Below are 20,919 nucleotides of genomic sequence, written 5' to 3'. Positions count from 1 at the left end.
TGCTGGTACTAGGCGCCCAAGGCCGGAACAGTGCTTGTTCAGATTGGGGACAGGGAAAAATCGTTGCTGGGGTTGAATCTCAAGCACATTGCGAACAAACCCTGACGAACTTGCGTGAGGGAATTGATCATTACCGCTATAATCGCCGACTTTTCGTCAGGCTATACGATTTCAGACATGAGCCAATCCAGCGACCTTATTCAATCCGCACAACGCACCATCCGCCTCGAGCTTGAAGCCGTAGAAGGCTTGCTGGCGCATATTGACGCGGATTTCGTACGCGCCTGCGAGATGATTCTGGCCAGCAAGGGCCGCGTTGTGGTGGTCGGCATGGGCAAATCCGGCCACGTCGGCAACAAGATCGCCGCCACCCTGGCCAGCACCGGAACCACCGCGTTTTTCGTGCACCCGGCCGAAGCCAGCCACGGCGACATGGGCATGATCACCAAGGATGACATCATCCTTGCCCTGTCCAACTCCGGCACGACCAACGAAATCGTGACCCTGTTGCCGCTGATCAAACGCCTGGGCATCAAGATGATCAGCATCACCGGCAACCCGGAGTCGACGCTGGCCAAGGCCGCCGAAGTGAACCTGAACGTCCACGTGGACCACGAGGCCTGCCCGCTGAACCTGGCACCGACCTCCTCCACCACCGCCGCACTGGTCATGGGCGATGCCTTGTCCGTAGCACTGCTGGAAGCCCGGGGGTTTACCGCCGAAGACTTCGCGTTTTCCCATCCAGGCGGCGCCCTGGGCCGCCGCCTGCTGCTGAAAGTGGAAAACGTCATGCACTCGGGCGATGAATTGCCTCACGTCCAGCGCGGCACCCTGCTGAAAGACGCGCTGATGGAAATGACCCGCAAGGGCCTGGGCATGACCGTGATCCTCGAGGCCGATGGCCGCCTGGCCGGGGTCTTCACCGACGGCGACCTGCGCCGTACCCTGGACCGCACGATTGATATCCACACCGCCACCATCGACGCGGTAATGACACCCCACGGCAAGACCGCGCGCCCCGAGATGCTGGCAGCCGAAGCCTTGAAGATCATGGAAGACCACAAGATCGGCGCGCTGGTGGTGGTTGATGGCGACGACCGCCCGATTGGCGCCCTGAACATGCACGACTTGCTGCGTGCAGGAGTGATGTAGATGACCAGCGACCTGTTGCAACGCGGCAAAAATATCAAACTCGCGATTTTCGACGTTGACGGTGTGCTGACCGACGGCCGCCTGTACTTTCTCGAAGACGGCAGCGAATTCAAGACATTCAACACGCTGGACGGCCAGGGCATCAAAATGTTGATGGCGGCGGGCGTGCAAACGGCAATTATCAGCGGCCGGAAAACGCCCGTTGTGGAACGGCGTGCACAAAACCTGGGGATTCCTCACCTGTATCAGGGCCGCGAGGATAAACTGGTGGTTCTGGACGAGCTTCTTGGCCAACTCAACCTAAGCTATGAGCAGGTCGCCTACTTGGGTGATGACCTGCCAGACCTGCCGGTGATTCGCCGAGTAGGCCTGGGCATGGCCGTCGCCAATGCGGCGGCGTTTGTTCGCGAACACGCCCATGGCATCACCAGCGCCCGCGGTGGCGAAGGTGCCGCCCGCGAGTTCTGCGAGCTGATCCTGCGTGCCCAGGGCAGCCTTGAAGCGGCCCACGCCGCCTACTTATAGAGCGTTTTATGCCGAGCAAAAAGATTCGCAACTTCCTGTTATTCGGAGTCATCGCCGCGCTGTTCCTGGCGGTGGGCTACTGGAATATCAGCCCGGAGCGCTTTCTCGACCAGCCTGCTACGCAGGTTGACGAGGGCGCTATCGACTATTACGCCATCAATGCCAAAAGCGTGCAGTTCCTGCCTGACGGCAAGGTGCAATACGAGATGACCTCGGACAAGGTCGAGCATGTGAAGGCCACCGAAGTCACCCTGCTGACCAACCCGGACATGAACATTTACCGCGGTACCGAGTTCCCATGGCACGTCACCAGCAAGCGTGGCGAGGTCAACCCGGACGGTACCGAGGTGGAACTGATCGACTCGGTGCGCATTGCGCGCACTGACGATAAAAGCCGTGAGACCGTGATTACCAGCAGTCGCATGACCGTATTCCCGCAGAAGCAATATGCGCAGACCGAGCAAGACGTTAGAATCGACGGCGCTGGCGGTGTATCGACTGGCAAGGGAATGAAAGCGTATTTGAAAGAAAGCAGGATACACCTGCTATCGAACGTAAGAGGACAGTATGAGGCTCGTTAAAACTCTCCCTATTTTGCTCGGCCTGGGCGCAGCACTGGGAAGCGTGAGCGCCTGGGCTCTGCCGAACGATAGCCAGCAGCCGATCCACATTTCAGCTGACGATGCGCAACTGGATGACAAGCAAGGCGTGGCCACCTACACCGGCGGCGTGATCATCACGCAGGGCTCGATGAAAATCACCGGCAATACCGTGACGCTTACGCGCACCAAGACCGGCGATATCGATGTCGTGACCTCGGTCGGCAACCTGGCTTACTTCGAACAGAAGCAGTCCGCGACCGATACCGGACCGATGAAGGGCTACGGCAAGACCATCCAGTACCATGCCCAGCAGAACCGCATCGTCCTGATCGACCAGGCCAAGGTGCTCAGCCCCGATGGCAACTCCACGGAAGGTGAGAAGATCACCTATGACACCGTTAAACAGATTGCAAACGCCGGTCGTGCCAATGGCAACAAGGTCACCGCGCCTCGTCCACGCATCGACATGGTTATCCAGCCGAAGAAGAAGGCCGAGTAATGGCAACCCTGAAAGCCCAGCATCTGGCCAAGGCCTATAAAAGCCGTCAGGTCGTGCGCGACGTCAGCCTGTCGATCGACAGCGGCCAGATCGTCGGCTTGCTCGGCCCCAACGGCGCCGGCAAGACCACTTGCTTCTACATGATCGTCGGCCTGGTCCAGGCGGACCAGGGTCGCGTGCTGATCGATGACCTGGACGTGAGCCACCAGCCAATGCACGGCCGCGCCCGTGCCGGTATCGGCTATCTCCCACAGGAAGCGTCGATCTTCCGCAAACTGTCGGTGTCGGACAACATCATGGCGATCCTCGAGACCCGCAAGGAACTCGACCGTGACGGCCGTCGCAAGGAGCTGGAAAGCCTGCTGCAGGAGTTCCACATCAACCATATCCGCGACAACCTCGGCATGAGCCTGTCCGGTGGTGAGCGTCGCCGCGTGGAAATCGCCCGCGCCCTGGCCACTGCACCCAAGTTCATCCTGCTGGACGAGCCGTTTGCCGGCGTCGACCCGATCTCGGTCGGCGACATCAAGCAGATCATCCATCACCTCAAGGCCAAGGGCATCGGCGTGCTGATCACCGATCACAACGTCCGTGAGACGCTCGACATCTGCGAAACCGCCTATATCGTCAATGACGGCCAGCTGATTGCCGAAGGTGATTCCGCCACAATCCTGGCCAATGAACTGGTCAAGGAAGTGTATCTGGGTCACGAGTTCCGCCTGTAAACACCGTGGTGTCACGGCGTTCGCCAAGGTGCGCGGGAGTCAATGAAAACCTCCGGATTTTTATTGTTACCGCGCTCTAGGCAAAGCACCCGACATCAGGCATATAATTTGCTTATGTTTGGCGCTCACGCGCCCTGTCGTGGATGGCGCATTGCGCCGGCGAATAAGGTGTTAAGCCCCTGCCATGAAACCATCGCTAGTCCTGAGAATGGGCCAGCAGCTGACGATGACACCGCAGCTGCAACAGGCCATCCGCCTGCTCCAATTGTCGACCCTGGACCTGCAACAGGAAATCCAGGAGGCCCTGGAGTCCAATCCGATGCTCGAACGCCAGGAAGAAGGCGACGACTTCGATAATGCAGACCCGCTGGCCGATAACATCGAGCAAAAACCCAATTCCGATGTGCAGGAACCCTCCTACCAGGAAACCGCCCCCACGGTGGACAACCTTGAGGAAGGCGAATGGAACGAACGCATTCCCAACGAGCTTCCGGTCGACACCGCCTGGGAAGATGTCTACCAGACCAGCGCCAGCAGCCTGCCCAGCAACGACGATGACGAGTGGGACTTCACCACCCGCACCTCTGCCGGCGAGAGCCTGCAGAGCCATCTGCTATGGCAACTGAACCTGGCACCGATGTCGGACACCGATCGCCTGATCGCCGTAACCCTGATCGACTGCATCAATAATCAGGGTTATCTAGACGAGACGCTTGAAGAAATTCTTGAAGCCTTCGACCCCGAACTGGATATCGAACTGGACGAGATCGAAGCCGTCCTGCACCGCATCCAGCAGTTCGAGCCTGCCGGTATCGGCGCCCGCACCCTCAGCGAATGCCTGCTGCTGCAATTGCGCCAGCTGCCGGCCAAGACCCCATGGCTCGCCGAGGCCCAGCGCCTGGTCACCGACTATATCGACCTGCTGGGCAGCCGCGACTACAGCCAGTTGATGCGTCGCATGAAGCTCAAGGAAGACGACCTGCGCCAGGTCATCGAGCTGGTACAGAGCCTCAACCCGCGCCCCGGCTCGCAAATCGAGTCCAGCGAAGCCGAATATGTCGTCCCCGACGTGATCGTGCGCAAGGACAACGAGCGTTGGCTGGTGGAACTGAACCAGGAGTCGGTGCCACGCCTGAGGGTCAACCCGCAATATGCCGGTTTCGTCCGCCGCGCCGACACCAGCGCCGATAACACCTTCATGCGCAACCAGTTGCAGGAAGCCCGCTGGTTCATCAAGAGCCTGCAAAGCCGCAACGAAACCCTGATGAAAGTCGCCACCCAGATCGTCGAGCACCAGCGCGGCTTCCTGGAATACGGCGACGAAGCGATGAAGCCGCTGGTACTGCATGACATCGCCGAAGCGGTGGGCATGCATGAATCGACCATTTCACGCGTGACCACGCAGAAATTCATGCATACCCCACGGGGTATTTATGAACTGAAATACTTTTTCTCCAGCCACGTCAGCACCTCCGAAGGCGGTGAATGCTCGTCCACGGCGATCCGCGCGATCATCAAAAAACTGGTTGCCGCGGAAAATCAGAAAAAGCCATTGAGTGACAGTAAGATCGCTGGTTTACTGGAGGCACAAGGCATTCAGGTCGCCCGTCGAACCGTCGCCAAGTACCGCGAGTCCCTCGGGATCGCGCCTTCCAGCGAGCGTAAGCGTTTGATGTGACGGGCGGGCCACAGCGTTCCAGTGGCAGGCGCCTTTGCCTGCCGCTTTATGCACTGGCAACGAAGGAGAAGCTGTATGCAAGTCAACATCAGTGGACACCAACTGGAAGTGACCAAGCCCCTGCGTGAGTACACCGAAAGCAAGTTGAACAAGCTTGCAGGGCATTTTGACAAGATCACCAACGTGCAGGTCATCATGGAGGTCGATAAGCTCAAGCAGAAAATCGAGGCCACCCTGCACGTACCGAATGCCAAGCTCGTCGCCAATGCGGAACATGAAGACATGTACGCGGCGATCGACTCGCTCTACGACAAGCTGGACCGCCAACTCATAAAGCATAAGGAAAAGAATCTGCACCTGATGCAAGGTACAGGTCGTTAACTCTCCCCCCATGATCCGACTTGAAACCATCCTGACCCCCGGCCGTTCCCTCGTGAACGTGCCGGGCGGCAGTAAAAAGAAAGCCCTCGAACAAATTGCCAACCTGATCGCGCGCGAAGTGCCGGATCTGGAGATGCAGGATGTCTTCGATGCGCTGATTGCCCGTGAAAAACTCGGTTCCACGGGTTTTGGCAACGGCATCGCCATTCCTCACTGTCGCCTCAAAGGCTGCGAAACACCTGTCAGTGCCCTGCTGCACCTGGAAGCCCCCATCGATTTCGACGCCATCGACGGTGCGCCGGTAGACCTGCTGTTCGTCCTGCTGGTCCCGCAAGCCGCTACCGATGCGCACCTGGAACTGCTCCGGCAGATCGCCAGCATGCTCGACCGCAAGGAAGTACGCGACAAACTGCGTAGCGCCAGCAGCAATGAGGCGCTGTACCAGGTTGTCCTGGATGAACAGAACGGGCAGTAACCATGCGCTTGATCATCGTCAGCGGCCGCTCCGGCTCGGGTAAAAGCACCGCCCTCAACGTTCTTGAGGACAACGGGTTCTATTGCATCGACAACCTGCCCGCCGGCCTGCTGCCAGAGTTGGCGGAACGCGCCTTGATCCATACCGAACTGGCCCAACCGCTGGTCGCCGTTTCAATTGATGCCCGTAACCTGCCCAGCCACCTCGAGCGATTCCCGCAATTGCTCGAGGAAGTGCGGGGCAAGCACATTCATTGCGACGTGCTGTACCTGGACGCCGACGAAGAGACCCTGCTCAAACGCTTCTCCGAGACCCGCCGGCGCCACCCCCTCAGCAGCCCCCATCGCTCTCTGGCCGAAGCCATCGAAGACGAAACCAAGCTGCTGGGACCGATCATTGACCTCGCCGACCTCAAGATAAACACCACCAGCCTCAACCTGTACCAGTTGCGCGATGCCATCAAGCTGCGCCTGCTGAACCAGCCGGAGCCGGGCACGGCGTTCCTCGTGGAGTCGTTCGGGTTCAAGCGCGGCATGCCGGTCGACGCCGACCTGGTGTTCGATGTGCGCTGCCTGCCTAACCCGTACTGGAAACCGGAGCTGCGTGACCAGTCCGGGCTGGATCAGCCCGTGGCCGATTACCTGGCGGCGCAACCGGATGTGGAGGAGATGTTCCAGGATATTTCCACCTACTTGCTCAAATGGCTGCCACGCTTTGCTGCAAGCAACCGCGCCTATGTCACCATTGCCATCGGCTGCACTGGCGGCCATCACCGCTCCGTCTACCTGACCGAGCGCCTGGGCCAGGTGCTGCAACAAACCCTCAAGAACGTCCAGGTCCGCCACCGCGACCTTAGCTGAAAGGAACACCCCCGCGATGCCCGCTCTGGAAATTGAAATCATCAACAAGCTGGGCTTGCACGCCCGCGCCTCGGCCAAGTTCGTGGGCGTAGCAGGGCAGTTCCCCTGCCAGATCCGCGCCGGGCGTACACCTGAATCCATGGTCGACGGCAAGAGCATCATGGCCATGATGATGCTGGCGGCCGGCAAGGGCACCCGGATTCACTTGAAGACGGAAGGCGAGCAGGAAGACGAAGCAATGGCCGCGCTGGTGGCGCTGATCAACAATTACTTCGACGAAGGTGAATAACCCTCTGTGGAAGCGAGCTTGCTCGCTCCTACAGTAGACTTTACCTACCCCAAAGCGGTGTCCATCACCATCATCAAGCAAAAACCGATGCACAGGCCCAGGCTGGCGAGTTTTTCGTGACCATTGCGTCGCGACTCGGGGATGACTTCGTGGGTCACCACCAACAGCATCGCGCCAGCAGCCAGGGCCAACCCCAAAGGCAACAACACTTCGGCGAGGCTGACCAGCCAGGCGCAGAGCACAGCGAATACGGGCTCCACCAGACCTGATGCAGCGCCGATCAGGAACGCCTTGACCCGCGACATTCCCGCCCCGGCCAACACCAACGCAATCACCAGTCCCTCGGGCACGTCCTGCAACGCGATGCCCATGGCCAGGCTGTCGGCATCCGGCATGCCACCACCGGCGGAAACGCCTACCGCCATGCCTTCGGGGATGTTGTGGGCGATGATGGCAAACACGAATAACCAGATACGCGGTGGAATTACCGGCTTGTCCGGCGTGCCCACCAGCATTTCCGGACTCGCCCCGGAGACCTTACGGTCAACCAAGTACAACCCGAATGCCCCCAGCATGATGCCAAAGCTGATCAAACCACTGGCACCCCACGGTGAGAGCCCCAGGCTTTCAGCTGCGGCAATGCCCGGGACGATCAGCGAAAACGCCGTCGCCGCCAGCATCACGCCTGCACCAAAACCCAGCAATGTGTCGCTCAGCGCCACCGGCATGCGTCGGATCACCAGTACCGGGACCGCGCCCAGCGCCGTCCCCAGGGCGCAAATGGAGCCGCCTTGCAGGGCGCGCAGGATGCGCGGTTCCAGGTTCAGCCAGGCCAGCCCGTGGGCCACCAGCAATGCAGTACCTGCCAATAGCAGCAGCGAGCCAAACGCATAACGAAACATTCGTCCGCTACTGATCGCCAGTGTGTCAGTCCCCATAGTCGGCCTTAGATCTTGTCGAGGGTGGTTTTCAGGCCAAAGCGGCCTGATAGCGGGCGGCAACTTCTGGCCAGTTGATAACACTGTAGAAGGCATTGATGTATTCGGGGCGGCGGTTCTGGTACAGCAGGTAGTAGGCATGCTCCCAGACGTCCAGACCGAGGATCGGTGTATTGCCGTTCATCAATGGACTGTCTTGATTACCACTGCTCTCCACCACCAGAGTCTTTTGCGGGGTGACGCTCAACCAGGCCCAACCGCTTCCGAAGCGCGTCAAAGCGGCTTTGGTGAAGGCTTCCTTGAAACTCTCAAAACCACCCAACTGTTCGTCGAGGGCTTTGCCCAACGCACCTTCGGGCTTGCCACCGCCTTTGGGCGACATCACCGCCCAGAACAACGAGTGGTTGGCATGGCCGCCGCCCTGATTGATCACCGCTGCGCGCAGTTTTTCCGGCAGTTGCTGCACGCTGGACACCAGTTTCTCGACCGGCCAGCCCGCGAACTCGGTGCCTTCGACCGCCGCGTTGAGGTTATTGATGTAAGTCTGGTGGTGCTTGGTGTAGTGAATCTCCATGGTTTGCGCATCGATATGCGGTTCCAGGGCGTCATACGCGTAAGGCAAGGCAGGCAAGGTGTAAGTCATTTCAATGTGCTCCGTAGTGGGGCGTGGCGAGCTGCGCCGCAGTACCGCCCAGCAAGCGATGGGTGCGAGGGTATTCGCCGTGATCGCTGATGAAATTCAACAGTTCGACATAGGTTTTGCTGCTCTGGCGCAGCGCCGCTTCCCGCAACTGCGGGCTCAGGCGCGGGTCCTGCATGGTCTGCAACAGACGCTGGTGGATAGCGCAAAGGTATTCCGCGCTTTCTTCCGGCTGGTTCAGCCGCAGGTGCAGGTCGGCCAGGTTGTGATGGGAAATGACGCAAGCCGCCACTGCTTCGTCGGCATCCGCCCAGCGCTCGAACAGCACTTGGGCGAGGGCCAGGGCTTGTAAGTAAGCCTCGCGAGCGTCAACCAATTCACCCGCCATAAAGCAGCGATTGGCCCGTTCGATCGTGCGTTTCCAGTGCTCCATGGTGAGCCTCCAAAGCAGAGTCGGTGATTACACGCCGCCGGCCGTGAGCTTTTCCGGATCCAGCAGGATTTCCAGTTGGCTGCGCGGCAAGTCGGTGTGCTCAAGGGCCACATCAATCACCGGACGGCCCTGCTGATAGGCCTTCTTGGCGATTTCAGCGGCCTTTTGGTAACCGATGATCGGGTTGAGTGCGGTGACCAGGATCGGGTTGCGCGACAGCGCTTCCTTGAGCTTGGCCTCATTGACCTTGAAGCTGGCAATGGCCTTGTCTGCCAGCAAACGACTGGAGTTGGCCAGCAACTCGAGGCTGCTGAGCAGGTTATTGGCGATGATCGGCAGCATCACGTTCAGTTCGAAGTTGCCCGACTGGCCGGCGACCGTGATGACCGTGTCGTTGCCGATGACTTGTGCGGCCACCATCGCGGTGGCTTCAGGGATCACCGGGTTGACCTTGCCGGGCATGATCGACGAACCAGGCTGCAGGCCTTCCAGCTCGATTTCCCCCAGGCCTGCGAGTGGGCCGGAGTTCATCCAGCGCAGGTCGTTGGCGATTTTCATCAGCGACACGGCGGTGGCTTTCAACTGCCCGGACACAGCGACGGCGGTGTCCTGGGAGCCAATCAGGGCGAAGAGGTTCTTGCCCGGAGTGAATTTCACACTGGTCAGGCTGCTCAATTGCTGACTGAAACGCACCGCGAATTCCGGGTGTGCGTTGATTCCGGTGCCGACCGCAGTACCGCCCTGAGCCAACGCTTGCAAACTCGGCAGAAGGTCCTGCAAATGCCCGATATTGGCCTTGAGCTGCTGCGCCCAACCGTTGAGCACCTGGCTCATGCGCACCGGCATGGCGTCCATCAAGTGAGTGCGGCCAGTCTTGATGAACGGGTGAACCTCTTGCGCCTTCTGCTCGATCACCTGCACCAGATGCAACAGTGCGGGCAGTGTTTGCTCATGCAGCACCAGCGCGGCGCTGACGTGGATCGTGGTCGGAATGATGTCGTTGCTGCTTTGGCCGCAATTCACGTGGTCATTTGGGTTGACCGGCTCACCCAGCAAGCGGCTGGCAAGGGTTGCAATCACTTCGTTGGCGTTCATGTTGGAGCTGGTGCCGGAGCCGGTCTGGAAGATGTCCACCGGGAAGTGCTGCATGAAGTCGCCTTCCAGCAAGCCTTGGGCGGCATCGACGATGGCCTTGCCCTGCCCTTCGCTGATCTGCTTGAGATCAACGTTAACCTTGGCAGCAGCTGCCTTTGCCAGGATCAGAGCGCGAATGAATTGCGCGGGCATACGTTGATGACTGATGGGGAAGTTGTTCACCGCGCGCTGGGTTTGTGCGCCATACAAGGCTTCGGCAGGCACCTGCAGTTCGCCCATGCTGTCGCGTTCGATACGGGTGTTACTCATCGTTAGATCCTTGCACCAGGTCAGAAACAGAAATGGAAGGCAGCAATTCGCAGGTCGCCAATTGCCAGGCAAAGGTCTGCCAGCGCTTGAGCCGGCAGGCACAGTGGGAGAGTTTTTCCAGGTCGCGCAGCGGGCGCCAGGCCTGGTCCAGGCACAGGGAACGCCAATGCCACGGCAGTGCAATATCGCTGGCAGTGTCGAGCAACAGGCGGAATGAGGTTTCAGCGATCGTCCACGGATGGGTCGCGGTGCAGCACGCCAGGTATCGACCCTCGTTGAGGTAGTGTTCGATCAGGCGCGGCTCGTTGGGGTCGAGGCCGCAACGAATCTGGCGACTCATCCAGCGCCAGCTCTCCAGGTAAGGATCCTCATGCAGGACAGAACTCATGATCCACGCTCACTCGGTAATGATATTTATTATTAAATGATATTGAGAATCAAAACAAGAGTAGCAGGATAATCCTCCTGACACGCAGCCACAAAAAAAGGCGCGCCATCTATAAAGATGGCGCGCCTTCTTGTTGAAGCGCGTCTGAAGGATCAGCTGCCGGCGACGGTCATCCGCTCGATCAACACCGAACCCGTGCGGATATTGCTACGCAACTCCAAGTCGTTTCCGACAGCGACGATCTGCTTGAACATATCGCGCATGTTGCCGGCAATCGTCACCTCTTGAACGGCAAACTGAATCTCGCCGTTTTCCACCCAGAAACCCGCTGCACCACGGGAGTAGTCGCCCGTAACCATATTCAGGCCATGGCCCATCAACTCGGTCACCAGCAGGCCACGCCCCATGCGCCGCAGCAGCGCCGCCTGGTCTTCATCACCATGGGTAACGAACAAGTTGTGCACGCCACCGGAGTTTGCGGTGCTTGGCAGGCCCAATTTACGACCGGCGTAAGTGCCCAATACGTAGGACACCAATTCCCCGTTCTCGACAAACGGCTTGGCATACGTGGCCAGACCATCACCGTCGAACGCCGAACTGCCCATGGCGCGCATCAGGTGCGGACGCTCATCGATGGTCAGCCATTCGGGGAACAGCTTCTGGCCGATCGCACCTTCAAGGAACGACGACTTGCGGTACAGGTTGCCGCCGGAAATCGCCCCCAGGAAACTGCCGAACAAGCCGCCGGCCAACTCCGCCGAAAACAACACCGGCACCTCGCAGGTTGGCACCGGGCGCGCGCCCAGGCGGCTCGCCGCACGCTGCGCAGCGCGCTGGCCAATGCTGACCGGGTCAGCCAGCAAATCGCCCTGGCGGTTCACGTCATACCAGTAATCGCGCTGCATCTGGCCGTTGGCCTCGGCGATCATCACGCAGCTCAGGCTATGGCGAGTGGACGCATAACCACCGATGAAACCATGGCTGTTGCCATATACGCGGCAGCCCTGATGAGTACTCAACGTGGTGCCATCAGCGTTCTTGATGCGGGCATCGGCGTCGAACGCAGCGGCTTCGCAGGTCAGCGCCTGCTCGATGGCCTGCTCCGGCGTGATATCCCAGGCGTGGAACAGATCGAAGTCCTTCAGCTCCTTGGCCATCAGCGCCTTGTCGGCCAGGCCCGAGCTTTCATCCTCGGACGTGTGCTTGGCAATCGCCAGCGCAGCGGCGACTGTCTCGCGAATCGCTTCCGGGCCACTGGCCGAGGTGCTGGCCGAACCTTTGCGCTGCCCCACATACAAGGTGATGCCGAAGCCCTGGTCACGATTGAACTCGACAGTTTCCACTTCCCGCTGGCGCACCGACGTCGACAGCCCCTGCTCCAGCGACACCGCCACCTCACAGGCACTGGCGCCTTGGCGCTTGGCCTCGGCAAGGATCTGCTCGACTTGTTCCTGCAGTGCCGGTAACGCTTGCGGACCGACGCTTTGGGCTGCACTCATGGTTTTCTCCACTCAAATTCTGCTTTCGGTTAAGGCCATCGAGCGACCGGGCCGGACAAGCGGCCCCCGACTGGTTATCATGGCGGCGTTTCTTTGCGGACTGCCACCATGGTTGATTCTTACGACGACTCCCTCGATGGGGAGAAAAGCAAAACCCAGGTCAAACGCGAGCTGCATGCGCTGGTTGACCTCGGCGAGCGCCTTACAACGCTCAAAAAAGATTTGATTGCAAAACTGCCACTGACCGACGAAATGCGCCGGGCCCTGGCCGATGCGCCCAAGCACACCGCGAATATCGCGCGCAAACGGCACATCATGTTTATCGGCAAGCTGATGCGCGACCAGGACATCGACGCCATTCTGACTTTGCTCGATCAAACCGATGCCTCCACTCGCCAGTACAACGAACGCTTCCATAACCTGGAACGTTGGCGTGACCGCCTGATCTCGGGCGATGACGCGGTGCTGGAGAAATTCGTGCTGGACTACCCGGACGCGGACCGCCAGCAACTGCGCTCCCTGATCCGTCAGGCCCAGCACGAGCTGGCGCATAACAAGGCGCCGGCCACCAGCCGTAAAATCTTCAAGTACATCCGTGAGCTGGACGAGACTCAACGCGGCCTGCGTTGATGCCCTTCCCCGGGTGGCGGCCTTCGCCACCCGAAGCTCCACCGCTTAAGACCCCGTGCCACCCACGGTGATCGCATCAATCTTCAGCGTTGGCTGGCCGACACCCACCGGTACCGACTGCCCATCTTTCCCGCATGTGCCCACGCCGCTGTCCAGCGACAGGTCGTTACCGACCATCGACACCTTGCTCATGGCTTCCGGACCGTTACCGATCAAGGTTGCGCCTTTGACCGGCGCGGTGATCTTGCCGTCTTCGATCAGGTAAGCCTCGCTGGTGGAGAACACGAACTTGCCGCTGGTGATATCCACCTGGCCGCCCCCGAGGTTGGCGCAGTAGATGCCGCGCTTCACCGAGGCGATGATTTCAGCCGGATCGCTTTCGCCACCCAGCATGTAGGTGTTGGTCATGCGCGGCATCGGCAGGTGCGCATAGGATTCACGACGACCATTACCGGTACGCGCCACGCCCATCAGGCGGGCGTTGAGCTTGTCTTGCATGTAGCCCTTGAGCACACCGTTTTCGATCAGGGTGGTGCACTCGGTCGGCGTGCCTTCGTCGTCGACGCTCAGCGAGCCACGGCGCCCGGCCAGGGTGCCGTCATCCACGATGGTACAGAGCCTGGACGCAACCATCTCGCCCATGCGCCCGCTGTAGGCCGAACTGCCCTTGCGGTTGAAGTCACCTTCCAGGCCGTGGCCGACTGCTTCGTGCAGCAATACGCCGGACCAACCCGAGCCCAGTACCACCGGCAATGTACCTGCCGGTGCCGGGATGGCTTCCAGGTTGACCAGCGCCTGGCGCAGCGCTTCACGGGCATAGCCCATGGCACGGTCATCGGTGAGGAAATAACGATAGTCGGTACGCCCGCCGCCGCCATGGCCGCCGCGCTCGCGGCGGCCGTTCTGCTCGACGATCACACTCACGTTGAAGCGCACCAGCGGCCGCACATCCGCCGCCAGGCCGCCATCGGTGGACGCCACCAGGATGCGCTCCCACACGCCGGCCATGCTCACGGTGACCTGCTGGATACGCGGGTCCAATGCACGGGTCGCGGCATCGACACGCTTGAGCAAGTCGACTTTCTCGGCACGGGTCATCACTTCCAACGGGTTGTCCGGCCCGTACAACTGGGTCACATCCTGGGTGCTGAACGCCTGCACCGTGCCGTTTTGCCCGGCACGGGAGATCGAGCGTGCGGCACGTGCGGCCAGGCCCAAAGCCTCCAGGGTGATCGCATTGCTGTAGGCAAAACCGGTTTTCTCACCGGACTGCGCCCGCACGCCCACACCCTGGTCAAGGTTGAAACTGCCTTCCTTGACGATGCCGTCTTCCAACGCCCAGGACTCGGAAATCTGCCCCTGGAAATACAGGTCGGCCGCGTCGATGCCCGGCCCGGCAAGATCGCCCAGCACGGTTTGCAAGCTTTCGATGGTCACGCCACCGGGTGCCAGGAGGTGTTCACTGACTGAGGACAACAACTCGCTCATAGGTATGGCCTTAAATTCATCGTTCCGAAGCAGGTCGCTGTGCGCCCTGCGAGAAAAAGCGCCGATGGCTGACCACCGGCATGCGCGCCCTTATCGACGCCTGTTCACTGCTATCGCGTTCGGCCAGCAACACCGCTTCGCCTTGATCCTGTTGTGTCAGCACGCGCCCCCAGGGGTCGACAATCGCCGCATGGCCATAGGTTTCCCGCGGTCCCGGATGCACACCCCCCTGGGCGGCCGCCAGCAGATAGCACTGGGTCTCGATGGCCCGTGCACGAATCAGCACATCCCAGTGCGCGGCGCCGGTCACTGCGGTAAACGCCGACGGCGCCGTGATCAATTCAGCCCCCGCCGCGCGCAATTCGCTGTACAGCTCGGGGAAGCGCAGGTCGTAGCACACGGTCAGGCCCAATCGGCCGACCGGCGTATCCGCCACCACCACATTGCTCCCGAAAGCATAGTCGTCCGATTCGCGATAACGCCCGCGAGCGTCGGCAACGTCCACATCGAACAGGTGCAGCTTGTCGTAACGGGCAACGATTTCGCCCTGATCATCGATCAGCAGCGAGCAGGCGTTGGACTTGGCGTGCGGTTGGTCCTTGGGCGGCAATGGCAAAGTACCGGCCACTATCCATAAGGTGAGGTCGCGAGCAGTCTGTTTCAACCATGGCAGGATCGGGCCTTCGCCCAGCGCCTCGGCGCGGCCGATATCGGCCACGTCACGACGGCCCATGGCGGCGAAGTTTTCCGGCAGTACCGCCAGCTTCGCACCACCAGCCGCTGCGTCTTCCAGCAAGCGACGGGCCTGGGCCAGGTTGGCCAGCACGTCGCTCTGGCTGACCATTTGAATTACCGCAAAGGACATGGGCCGACACTCCATAAAGGGCATGGGGCCATGCTACTCCACAGCCTCTCAGTTTGGCTTTTCAAATGGCTTGTCGAAGGTGATTTTCGGGTCCTTCCACGGGCCTTCGACCTTGTACTGGACACTGGCGAAGCGTGAAACACGGTCGCCGATCAGCTTGTCGATCAGGAACAACGCACCACCAATGGCCGGCGCACCCACGATCAACGCCGCGATCGGCAGGTTGTTGGTCACCGGAAGCGTTACCAGCAGCTTGGCATCGACGCGGTCAGCCACCAGGTCCAGGGTACCGTTGAGCTCGAGGTTGCTCGACGGCCCCGTCATGGTGATCGGTTCGCGGGTCACGAATACGCCATTGCTGGCGGCCAGCAGGCCTTTGACCCGGTCATAGCTCAAACCCTTGCCGAGCAGGTCCGAGAAATCCAGGCGCAACCGCCGCCCGATGGAGTTGAAGTTCAGCAGGCCGAATACCCGCAGGGCCTGGGCTCCGCCTTCCACTTCGACGAACTGGCCGTTGCGGAACGCCGCATCCAGGCTGCCGGAGAAACGCTTGGGCCCTACATAGGCCGGAGAACCAGGCCAACGGCCGTCCACATCCAGATGGAAATCCTGACTGGTGACGGTCGGCGCATACCCCCACCCCTTGAGTACATCGCCAATATTCTTGCCGTCCAGGCGCCCCTTGTACCAGCTGCTGCTGTCTCCCGCCGCGCCCTCCCAGCCACCCGCACCCTTGAGCTGCATACCCTTGAGGCCCAGATCCAGGTTGTTGAAGGCCAGGCCCTTGGCGGTCGGGCGGATTTTCAGCGACCAGGCGCCGATCAGGTCCGGGCCCTGGAACAATTGGTCAATGGCGATATCCAGCGCCGGAATATCCTTGGGGTCGATGTTCGCCAAGGGATCCGGCGCGTTTTCATCCGCCTGTACCGTTGGGTCCATCGCCGGCAGCCTCACGTACTGCAGGTTGATCGCAATCGGCGCGCCCTTGGCGTCCGGCAGGTTGACCGAGCCCTTGGCCTGCTGGCTGTCGAGCTGCACGCCCCACGCCGCAGGCTTGCGGTCCAGTTGCAAATTGACTTGATCGAACTGCGTGCCGAAACCGGTCAGCTTGCCGATCTTGAAGTCAGCGCCGCAGAGCAATTCCTTTGCACTCCCGCCCGGGTCATTGCCCGCATAACGATCCACCAGTTTCTTCCACGGGTCGATATCCAGCTCCGACAGCACCCCACGAATGCGCAAGCCCTTGGCGCCCGGCAGCACAGCATCGCCATCACCGAGGAACAGCTCGCCGCGCCCGTCATTGAATTTGTCCGGCGGTGCAGCAAAGGTAAAGTTGGCCAGCTCGCCATAATCGAACCAATAGCGGCGCTCGGCGCCCTGCAAGGTCATGCGGAACACACTGTCACGCCCCTGGCTGGCCGGCATGCCGAACGGCGCCGGCAGGTCCACAGCCACGCCCTTGAGGTTGGAACTGACCATCAGTTGGCTGTCGGCGCCATCCAGGGTCACCTGCAACTGGTACGGAATATCGCCGGATACCGGTAACGGCTGGCTGATTTTCAACCAGTCGGTCAGCCGCTTGACCGTAACCTGACCCTTGGCATTCACACGGGTGCTGATATTGCCGGGCTTGCCGTCGGCAACGATCTGCGCGGTGATCGGCCGATCAAACGCCTGGGCGGTGATGTTCTGGCCACTCAGGCCCTTGGCGCTGTCGAAACGGAACTCGCCCTTGAGCTGGGTCAGGTCCAGGGGCGGCTCGGCCAATTGCAGGCGCGCCTTGTCGGTCTTGAAGTCCACCACGATTTTCGGTTCGGCGCCCTTGGCCAACGGAATATCCAGGTCAAGGCCGCCTTGCAGGTCGCCCTCGCCCTTCCAGCCAGAAAAGGTCGACGCAGTGCCGATCGGCGCTTCCTGAAGGATTTTCAGGCCGTCGCCCAAGCCACCGGCAAAACCGCCCGTAAGCAGCAGATGACTGTCCTTGCCCGCAGGTGCATGGGGAATATTGACGTAGATGTCCTTGACCTTGGTATCGAGCAACTGGCCCTTGCTGGCCAGGATGCGCACACCGCTCTCCTCGACAAACACTTCGCCGTTGACCTTGCTCACATGAGGCCAGCCCGGCTGGAACGCCAGCTCGGCATCATGCACCTTGAAGAACAGGCTGATATTGCGTGAAGCCGGCAGCGCATCGTGGTTCAACGAACCCTGATACTGGAAGAAGCCTTGATCCACCGCGCCCTTGAGAATCGCGGTACGCAGCCATTCATCCAGGGCGGGGCTCAACACCGCCGGCAGGTATTTGGGGGTGAAGCGCCCGTCGCCATCGACCATACCGACCCGCAGGTCCATGTAGTCTTCCTGGTTGTGGTCGTAATGCAGACGGATCAGGAAGTCGGCGGCGATCTTGCCCTCCTCGCCCAGCACCTTGATGTAAGGGGCGATCAGGGTGAAGCCTTCTTTGTCCAGCTTCCACGTCAGGCGTGCATTGGCCTGGAGGTACTGCCAGGGCTTGGCGAAGATCGGGTCGAGGTGCAGGGAAAAGTCCTTGCTGTCCATGCGCAACTCGCCCTGGCCCAAGTCGCCGCTGATGCTGCCGGACACGTTACGCGCAGCCGGTGCGCCGAAGTAGGCATCGAAGCCGATGCGTTCGAGGTTGGCGGCGAAGCTGACCTTCTTATCGGTCGTGTCCTGGGGACGGAAGTCCACCAGCACATTACGCAGCAGGCCAGTGGCCTTGAGGTGCTCGACCGTCTTGGCAAAACCTTCCGGCAGCGGCGCCAGCGCATTGAGCAATGGTGTGATAGGCGTCAGGTCCAGGCGGTCGGCCTGGAGCTTCCAGACTTCCAGGTCCTTGTCGGTGGCCAGGGTCTGCCGCAATTGCAGGCGGGATTCCCAGCGAGTCTCGCCCAGGCTCATCGCCAGCGAGTCGAACAGCACGCTGAGACCGGTGTCACTGCGTTGCAGGTAGGCCGTAAGCGCGAGGTTTTCGATGTGCACAGGCTTGCGCTCGGCGTATTGGCCCTTCACCTGTGGCGAGTTGAGGCGCACTACCGCACTCTGCACGGTGCCTTTGGCCCAGGTCAGCCAGAATTCGCCGCCCGCCTTGAACTGCGTGAGCTTCCACTGTTGAGTCAGTTTCGCCGGGATCCACCTGGCCCAGTCACTCTGGGGCAGGCTCAGATAAGCCTGGACTTCGCCGTCCTTCCACTGGCTGGCGCGGATGCGGGTGCGCAGGCTCATGGCGAGGGGCTGGCCATCGGGCAGGGTCAGGCGTGCATCCAGGCGTTGGCGGGTGACGCCGGTGTGCAGGTTCAGACCGACATACGTCAGGGTCACCGGCGCCTGGTCGAACGGTTGCAGTGTCACCTGGCTGTCGAGCAGTGACACGCGCTTGACCTTCTGCATGTTCGTGAGCAACTGCTCAGGGTCCAGCGGCTGGTCGTCCTGAACCGGCAGGCCTTGCAAGGCCCACTTGCCGTCCTTGTCTTCCTTGACGCTGAGTTGCAGGCCACTGACTTGCAGGTGGGCAATCCGCACTTCGCGCGCCATCAGGCTGGCCCAGACATCGGGCACCACCTCGACCTGGTCCAGGCGCAAGGCACTGCTGCCCTCGCCCAGCATCACATCATGGGCCAGCAATACCGGCGCGAAGCCGCTCCAGCGGCCTTCGAGGCTGCCGATATGCAAAGGCATGTCCACGGCTGCCTGGGCCTTGGCTTCGACTTCGGCACGGTACTCGGCCACCAGTGGCGTCAATTCACGCCCCAGGCTCACGTACACCGCCGCCAATACCAGCGACAACGCGCAGAGGCCCAGCCCCCAACGGGTCAAAGCGGCAAAAAAGCGTATCAGACGCTCCATGTCAGGCGACCCTCAAGGCAGTAGTCGGACGGCAGATCAAGGCCTGCCTGTCTCATAAAAGGAAAGCGAATGGGGATCAGAGCAGCACCACGTCGTATTGTTCCTGGGAATACATGGTTTCAACCTGGAAGCGTATCGTGCGCCCGATAAATCCCTCCAGCTCGGCAACGTTGCCGGACTCTTCGTCCAGCAGTCGGTCGACCACTTTCTGGTTGGCAAGCACTCTATAACCTTCGGCCTGGTAGGCACGCGCTTCACGCAGGATCTCGCGAAAAATCTCGTAGCAAACCGTTTCCGGGGTTTTCAACTTACCGCGCCCCTGGCAACTGCTGCACGGCTCGCACAGCACTTGCTCGAGGCTTTCTCGGGTGCGTTTGCGGGTCATCTGCACCAGGCCCAACTCGGTAATGCCGATAATGTTGGTCTTGGCGTGATCACGCTCCAGCTGTTTCTCGAGGGTCCGCAGCACCTGGCGCTGGTGCTCTTCGTCTTCCATGTCGATGAAGTCGATGATGATGATGCCACCCAGGTTGCGCAGACGCAGTTGGCGAGCAATCGCGGTAGCCGCTTCGAGGTTGGTCTTGAAGATGGTTTCTTCGAGGTTGCGATGGCCCACGAACGCACCGGTGTTGACGTCGATGGTGGTCATGGCTTCCGCCGGGTCCACCACCAGGTAGCCGCCGGACTTGAGCGGCACCTTGCGTTCCAGGGCTTTCTGGATTTCGTCTTCGACGCCATACAGGTCGAAGATCGGTCGCTCGCCGGGGTAGTGCTCCAGGCGGTCGGCAATTTCCGGCATCAGTTCGGCGACGAATTGCGTAGTGCGCTGGAAGGTTTCCCGCGAGTCGATGCGAATTTTCTCAATCTTCGGGCTGACCAGGTCGCGCAGTGTGCGCAGGGCCAGGCCCAGGTCTTCATAAATGACGCTGGGCGCACCGATGGTCTTGATCTGGGCGTCGATCTGGTCCCACAGACGCCGCAGGTAGCGGATGTCCATGAGGATTTCATCGGCGCCGGCGCCCTCGGCAGCGGTGCGCAGAATAAAGCCGCCCGCCTCCTTGATGCCTTCGGCGGCTACGCAATCGCTGACCACTTTCTTCAGGCGCTCACGCTCGGCTTCGTCTTCGATCTTCAAGGAAATGCCGACATGCGCCGTACGCGGCATGTACACCAGGTAACGCGACGGGATCGACAACTGCGTGGTCAGGCGCGCGCCCTTGGAACCGATGGGGTCCTTGGTGACTTGCACCACCAGGCTCTGCCCTTCGTGCACCAGCGCACTGATGCTTTCCACGGCAGGGCCTTCGCGCAGGGAAATTTCCGAGGCATGGATAAATGCGGCACGGTCCAGGCCGATATCGACGAATGCCGCTTGCATCCCCGGCAGTACACGCACCACCTTGCCTTTGTAGATATTGCCGACGATCCCGCGCTTCTGGGTGCGCTCAACATGGACTTCTTGCAGAACACCGTTCTCTACCACCGCCACGCGCGATTCCATCGGCGTGATATTGATCAGAATCTCTTCACTCATGGCTGGGTCTCGTTCAGGCGTTTTCACAATAGTGACCGATCGCTAAAGGC

The 20,919-nt window shown here is 60.6% G+C and carries 21 protein-coding genes; 11 read left to right on the top strand and 10 right to left on the bottom strand.

The window, feature by feature from the left end; translation table 11 throughout:
- The first annotated feature begins 177 nt into the window (after nt 1–177).
- The 10 genes from K5K89_RS05435 (at nt 178) to K5K89_RS05390 (ending at nt 7,186) form a co-directional block, all read left to right on the top strand.
- A complete protein-coding gene (locus K5K89_RS05435) occupies nt 178–1,152 on the top strand; it encodes a KpsF/GutQ family sugar-phosphate isomerase (RefSeq protein WP_071491152.1) in 975 nt (324 codons plus the stop codon).
- Nucleotides 1,153–1,677: a KdsC family phosphatase gene (locus K5K89_RS05430; protein WP_058414321.1), complete on the top strand. Its 525-nt coding sequence runs from the start codon at nt 1,153–1,155 to the stop codon at nt 1,675–1,677.
- An 8-nt stretch (nt 1,678–1,685) separates the two neighbouring features.
- The gene (lptC, locus tag K5K89_RS05425) at nt 1,686–2,258 is read left to right on the top strand and encodes an LPS export ABC transporter periplasmic protein LptC (protein ID WP_222540992.1); all 573 of its coding nucleotides are present in this window, start codon (nt 1,686–1,688) and stop codon (nt 2,256–2,258) included.
- Nucleotides 2,245–2,778: a lipopolysaccharide transport periplasmic protein LptA gene (lptA, locus tag K5K89_RS05420; protein ID WP_032893554.1), complete on the top strand. Its 534-nt coding sequence runs from the start codon at nt 2,245–2,247 to the stop codon at nt 2,776–2,778. Before lptC ends, lptA begins: the two co-directional genes overlap by 14 nt.
- A complete protein-coding gene (gene lptB, locus K5K89_RS05415; protein ID WP_016974288.1) occupies nt 2,778–3,503 on the top strand; it encodes an LPS export ABC transporter ATP-binding protein in 726 nt (241 codons plus the stop codon). Before lptA ends, lptB begins: the two co-directional genes overlap by 1 nt.
- A gap of 184 nt (nt 3,504–3,687) precedes the next feature.
- The gene (locus K5K89_RS05410) at nt 3,688–5,181 is read left to right on the top strand and encodes an RNA polymerase factor sigma-54 (protein WP_016974289.1); all 1,494 of its coding nucleotides are present in this window, start codon (nt 3,688–3,690) and stop codon (nt 5,179–5,181) included.
- A 75-nt stretch (nt 5,182–5,256) separates the two neighbouring features.
- On the top strand, nt 5,257–5,562 hold the full coding sequence (gene hpf, locus K5K89_RS05405; RefSeq protein ID WP_003171804.1) for a ribosome hibernation-promoting factor, HPF/YfiA family: 306 nt from the start codon (nt 5,257–5,259) through the stop codon (nt 5,560–5,562).
- 10 nt (nt 5,563–5,572) lie between these two features.
- Nucleotides 5,573–6,037 carry a PTS IIA-like nitrogen regulatory protein PtsN gene (gene ptsN, locus K5K89_RS05400; protein WP_061435337.1) on the top strand — a complete coding sequence of 155 codons (465 nt, stop codon included), beginning with the start codon at nt 5,573–5,575 and terminating at the stop codon, nt 6,035–6,037.
- Between the two features lie 2 nt (nt 6,038–6,039).
- Nucleotides 6,040–6,897 carry an RNase adapter RapZ gene (gene rapZ / locus K5K89_RS05395; RefSeq protein ID WP_058422992.1) on the top strand — a complete coding sequence of 286 codons (858 nt, stop codon included), beginning with the start codon at nt 6,040–6,042 and terminating at the stop codon, nt 6,895–6,897.
- Between the two features lie 16 nt (nt 6,898–6,913).
- Entirely contained in the window at nt 6,914–7,186 is a 273-nt protein-coding gene (locus tag K5K89_RS05390) for an HPr family phosphocarrier protein (RefSeq protein ID WP_058422993.1), read from the top strand.
- Between the two features lie 44 nt (nt 7,187–7,230).
- On the opposite strand, the gene K5K89_RS05385 is transcribed toward K5K89_RS05390, so the two are convergent.
- From K5K89_RS05385 to pmbA, 6 genes are all read right to left on the bottom strand, one after another.
- Entirely contained in the window at nt 7,231–8,124 is an 894-nt protein-coding gene (locus tag K5K89_RS05385; RefSeq protein WP_071491150.1) for a ZIP family metal transporter, read from the bottom strand.
- 31 nt (nt 8,125–8,155) lie between these two features.
- Nucleotides 8,156–8,767 carry a superoxide dismutase gene (locus K5K89_RS05380; protein ID WP_071491149.1) on the bottom strand — a complete coding sequence of 204 codons (612 nt, stop codon included), beginning with the start codon at nt 8,765–8,767 and terminating at the stop codon, nt 8,156–8,158.
- Between the two features lies 1 nt (nt 8,768).
- Nucleotides 8,769–9,197: a hypothetical protein gene (locus K5K89_RS05375; protein WP_071491148.1), complete on the bottom strand. Its 429-nt coding sequence runs from the start codon at nt 9,195–9,197 to the stop codon at nt 8,769–8,771.
- 27 nt (nt 9,198–9,224) lie between these two features.
- Nucleotides 9,225–10,601: a class II fumarate hydratase gene (locus tag K5K89_RS05370; RefSeq protein WP_071491147.1), complete on the bottom strand. Its 1,377-nt coding sequence runs from the start codon at nt 10,599–10,601 to the stop codon at nt 9,225–9,227.
- Nucleotides 10,594–10,989 (bottom strand): FagA protein, encoded by a 396-nt coding sequence (locus K5K89_RS05365; protein WP_071491146.1) that lies wholly within the window; start codon nt 10,987–10,989, stop codon nt 10,594–10,596. The genes K5K89_RS05370 and K5K89_RS05365 overlap by 8 nt, the downstream gene beginning before the upstream one ends.
- A gap of 152 nt (nt 10,990–11,141) precedes the next feature.
- Nucleotides 11,142–12,488 (bottom strand): metalloprotease PmbA, encoded by a 1,347-nt coding sequence (gene pmbA, locus K5K89_RS05360; RefSeq protein WP_071491145.1) that lies wholly within the window; start codon nt 12,486–12,488, stop codon nt 11,142–11,144.
- Nucleotides 12,489–12,596: 108 nt separating this feature from the next.
- On the opposite strand from pmbA, the gene yjgA reads away from it, so the two are divergent.
- Entirely contained in the window at nt 12,597–13,118 is a 522-nt protein-coding gene (gene yjgA / locus K5K89_RS05355) for a ribosome biogenesis factor YjgA (protein ID WP_058423000.1), read from the top strand.
- A gap of 45 nt (nt 13,119–13,163) precedes the next feature.
- Here the strand turns inward: yjgA and tldD are convergent, their stop codons facing one another.
- The 4 genes from tldD to rng all read right to left on the bottom strand — a co-directional run bounded on the left by tldD (nt 13,164) and on the right by rng (nt 20,869).
- Nucleotides 13,164–14,606: a metalloprotease TldD gene (tldD, locus tag K5K89_RS05350; RefSeq protein WP_071491144.1), complete on the bottom strand. Its 1,443-nt coding sequence runs from the start codon at nt 14,604–14,606 to the stop codon at nt 13,164–13,166.
- Nucleotides 14,607–14,622: 16 nt separating this feature from the next.
- The gene (locus K5K89_RS05345; RefSeq protein ID WP_071491143.1) at nt 14,623–15,471 is read right to left on the bottom strand and encodes a carbon-nitrogen hydrolase family protein; all 849 of its coding nucleotides are present in this window, start codon (nt 15,469–15,471) and stop codon (nt 14,623–14,625) included.
- A gap of 48 nt (nt 15,472–15,519) precedes the next feature.
- Nucleotides 15,520–19,335 carry a YhdP family protein gene (locus K5K89_RS05340; protein ID WP_222540991.1) on the bottom strand — a complete coding sequence of 1,272 codons (3,816 nt, stop codon included), beginning with the start codon at nt 19,333–19,335 and terminating at the stop codon, nt 15,520–15,522.
- Nucleotides 19,336–19,411: 76 nt separating this feature from the next.
- The gene (rng, locus tag K5K89_RS05335) at nt 19,412–20,869 is read right to left on the bottom strand and encodes a ribonuclease G (protein ID WP_071491141.1); all 1,458 of its coding nucleotides are present in this window, start codon (nt 20,867–20,869) and stop codon (nt 19,412–19,414) included.
- Nucleotides 20,870–20,919: the final 50 nt, after the last annotated feature.

Origin of the sequence: Pseudomonas sp. DR208, assembly GCF_019823005.1 — a bacterium.
Classification (GTDB): domain Bacteria; phylum Pseudomonadota; class Gammaproteobacteria; order Pseudomonadales; family Pseudomonadaceae; genus Aquipseudomonas; species Aquipseudomonas extremorientalis.
This window is presented reverse-complemented; position numbering and strand designations above follow the sequence as displayed.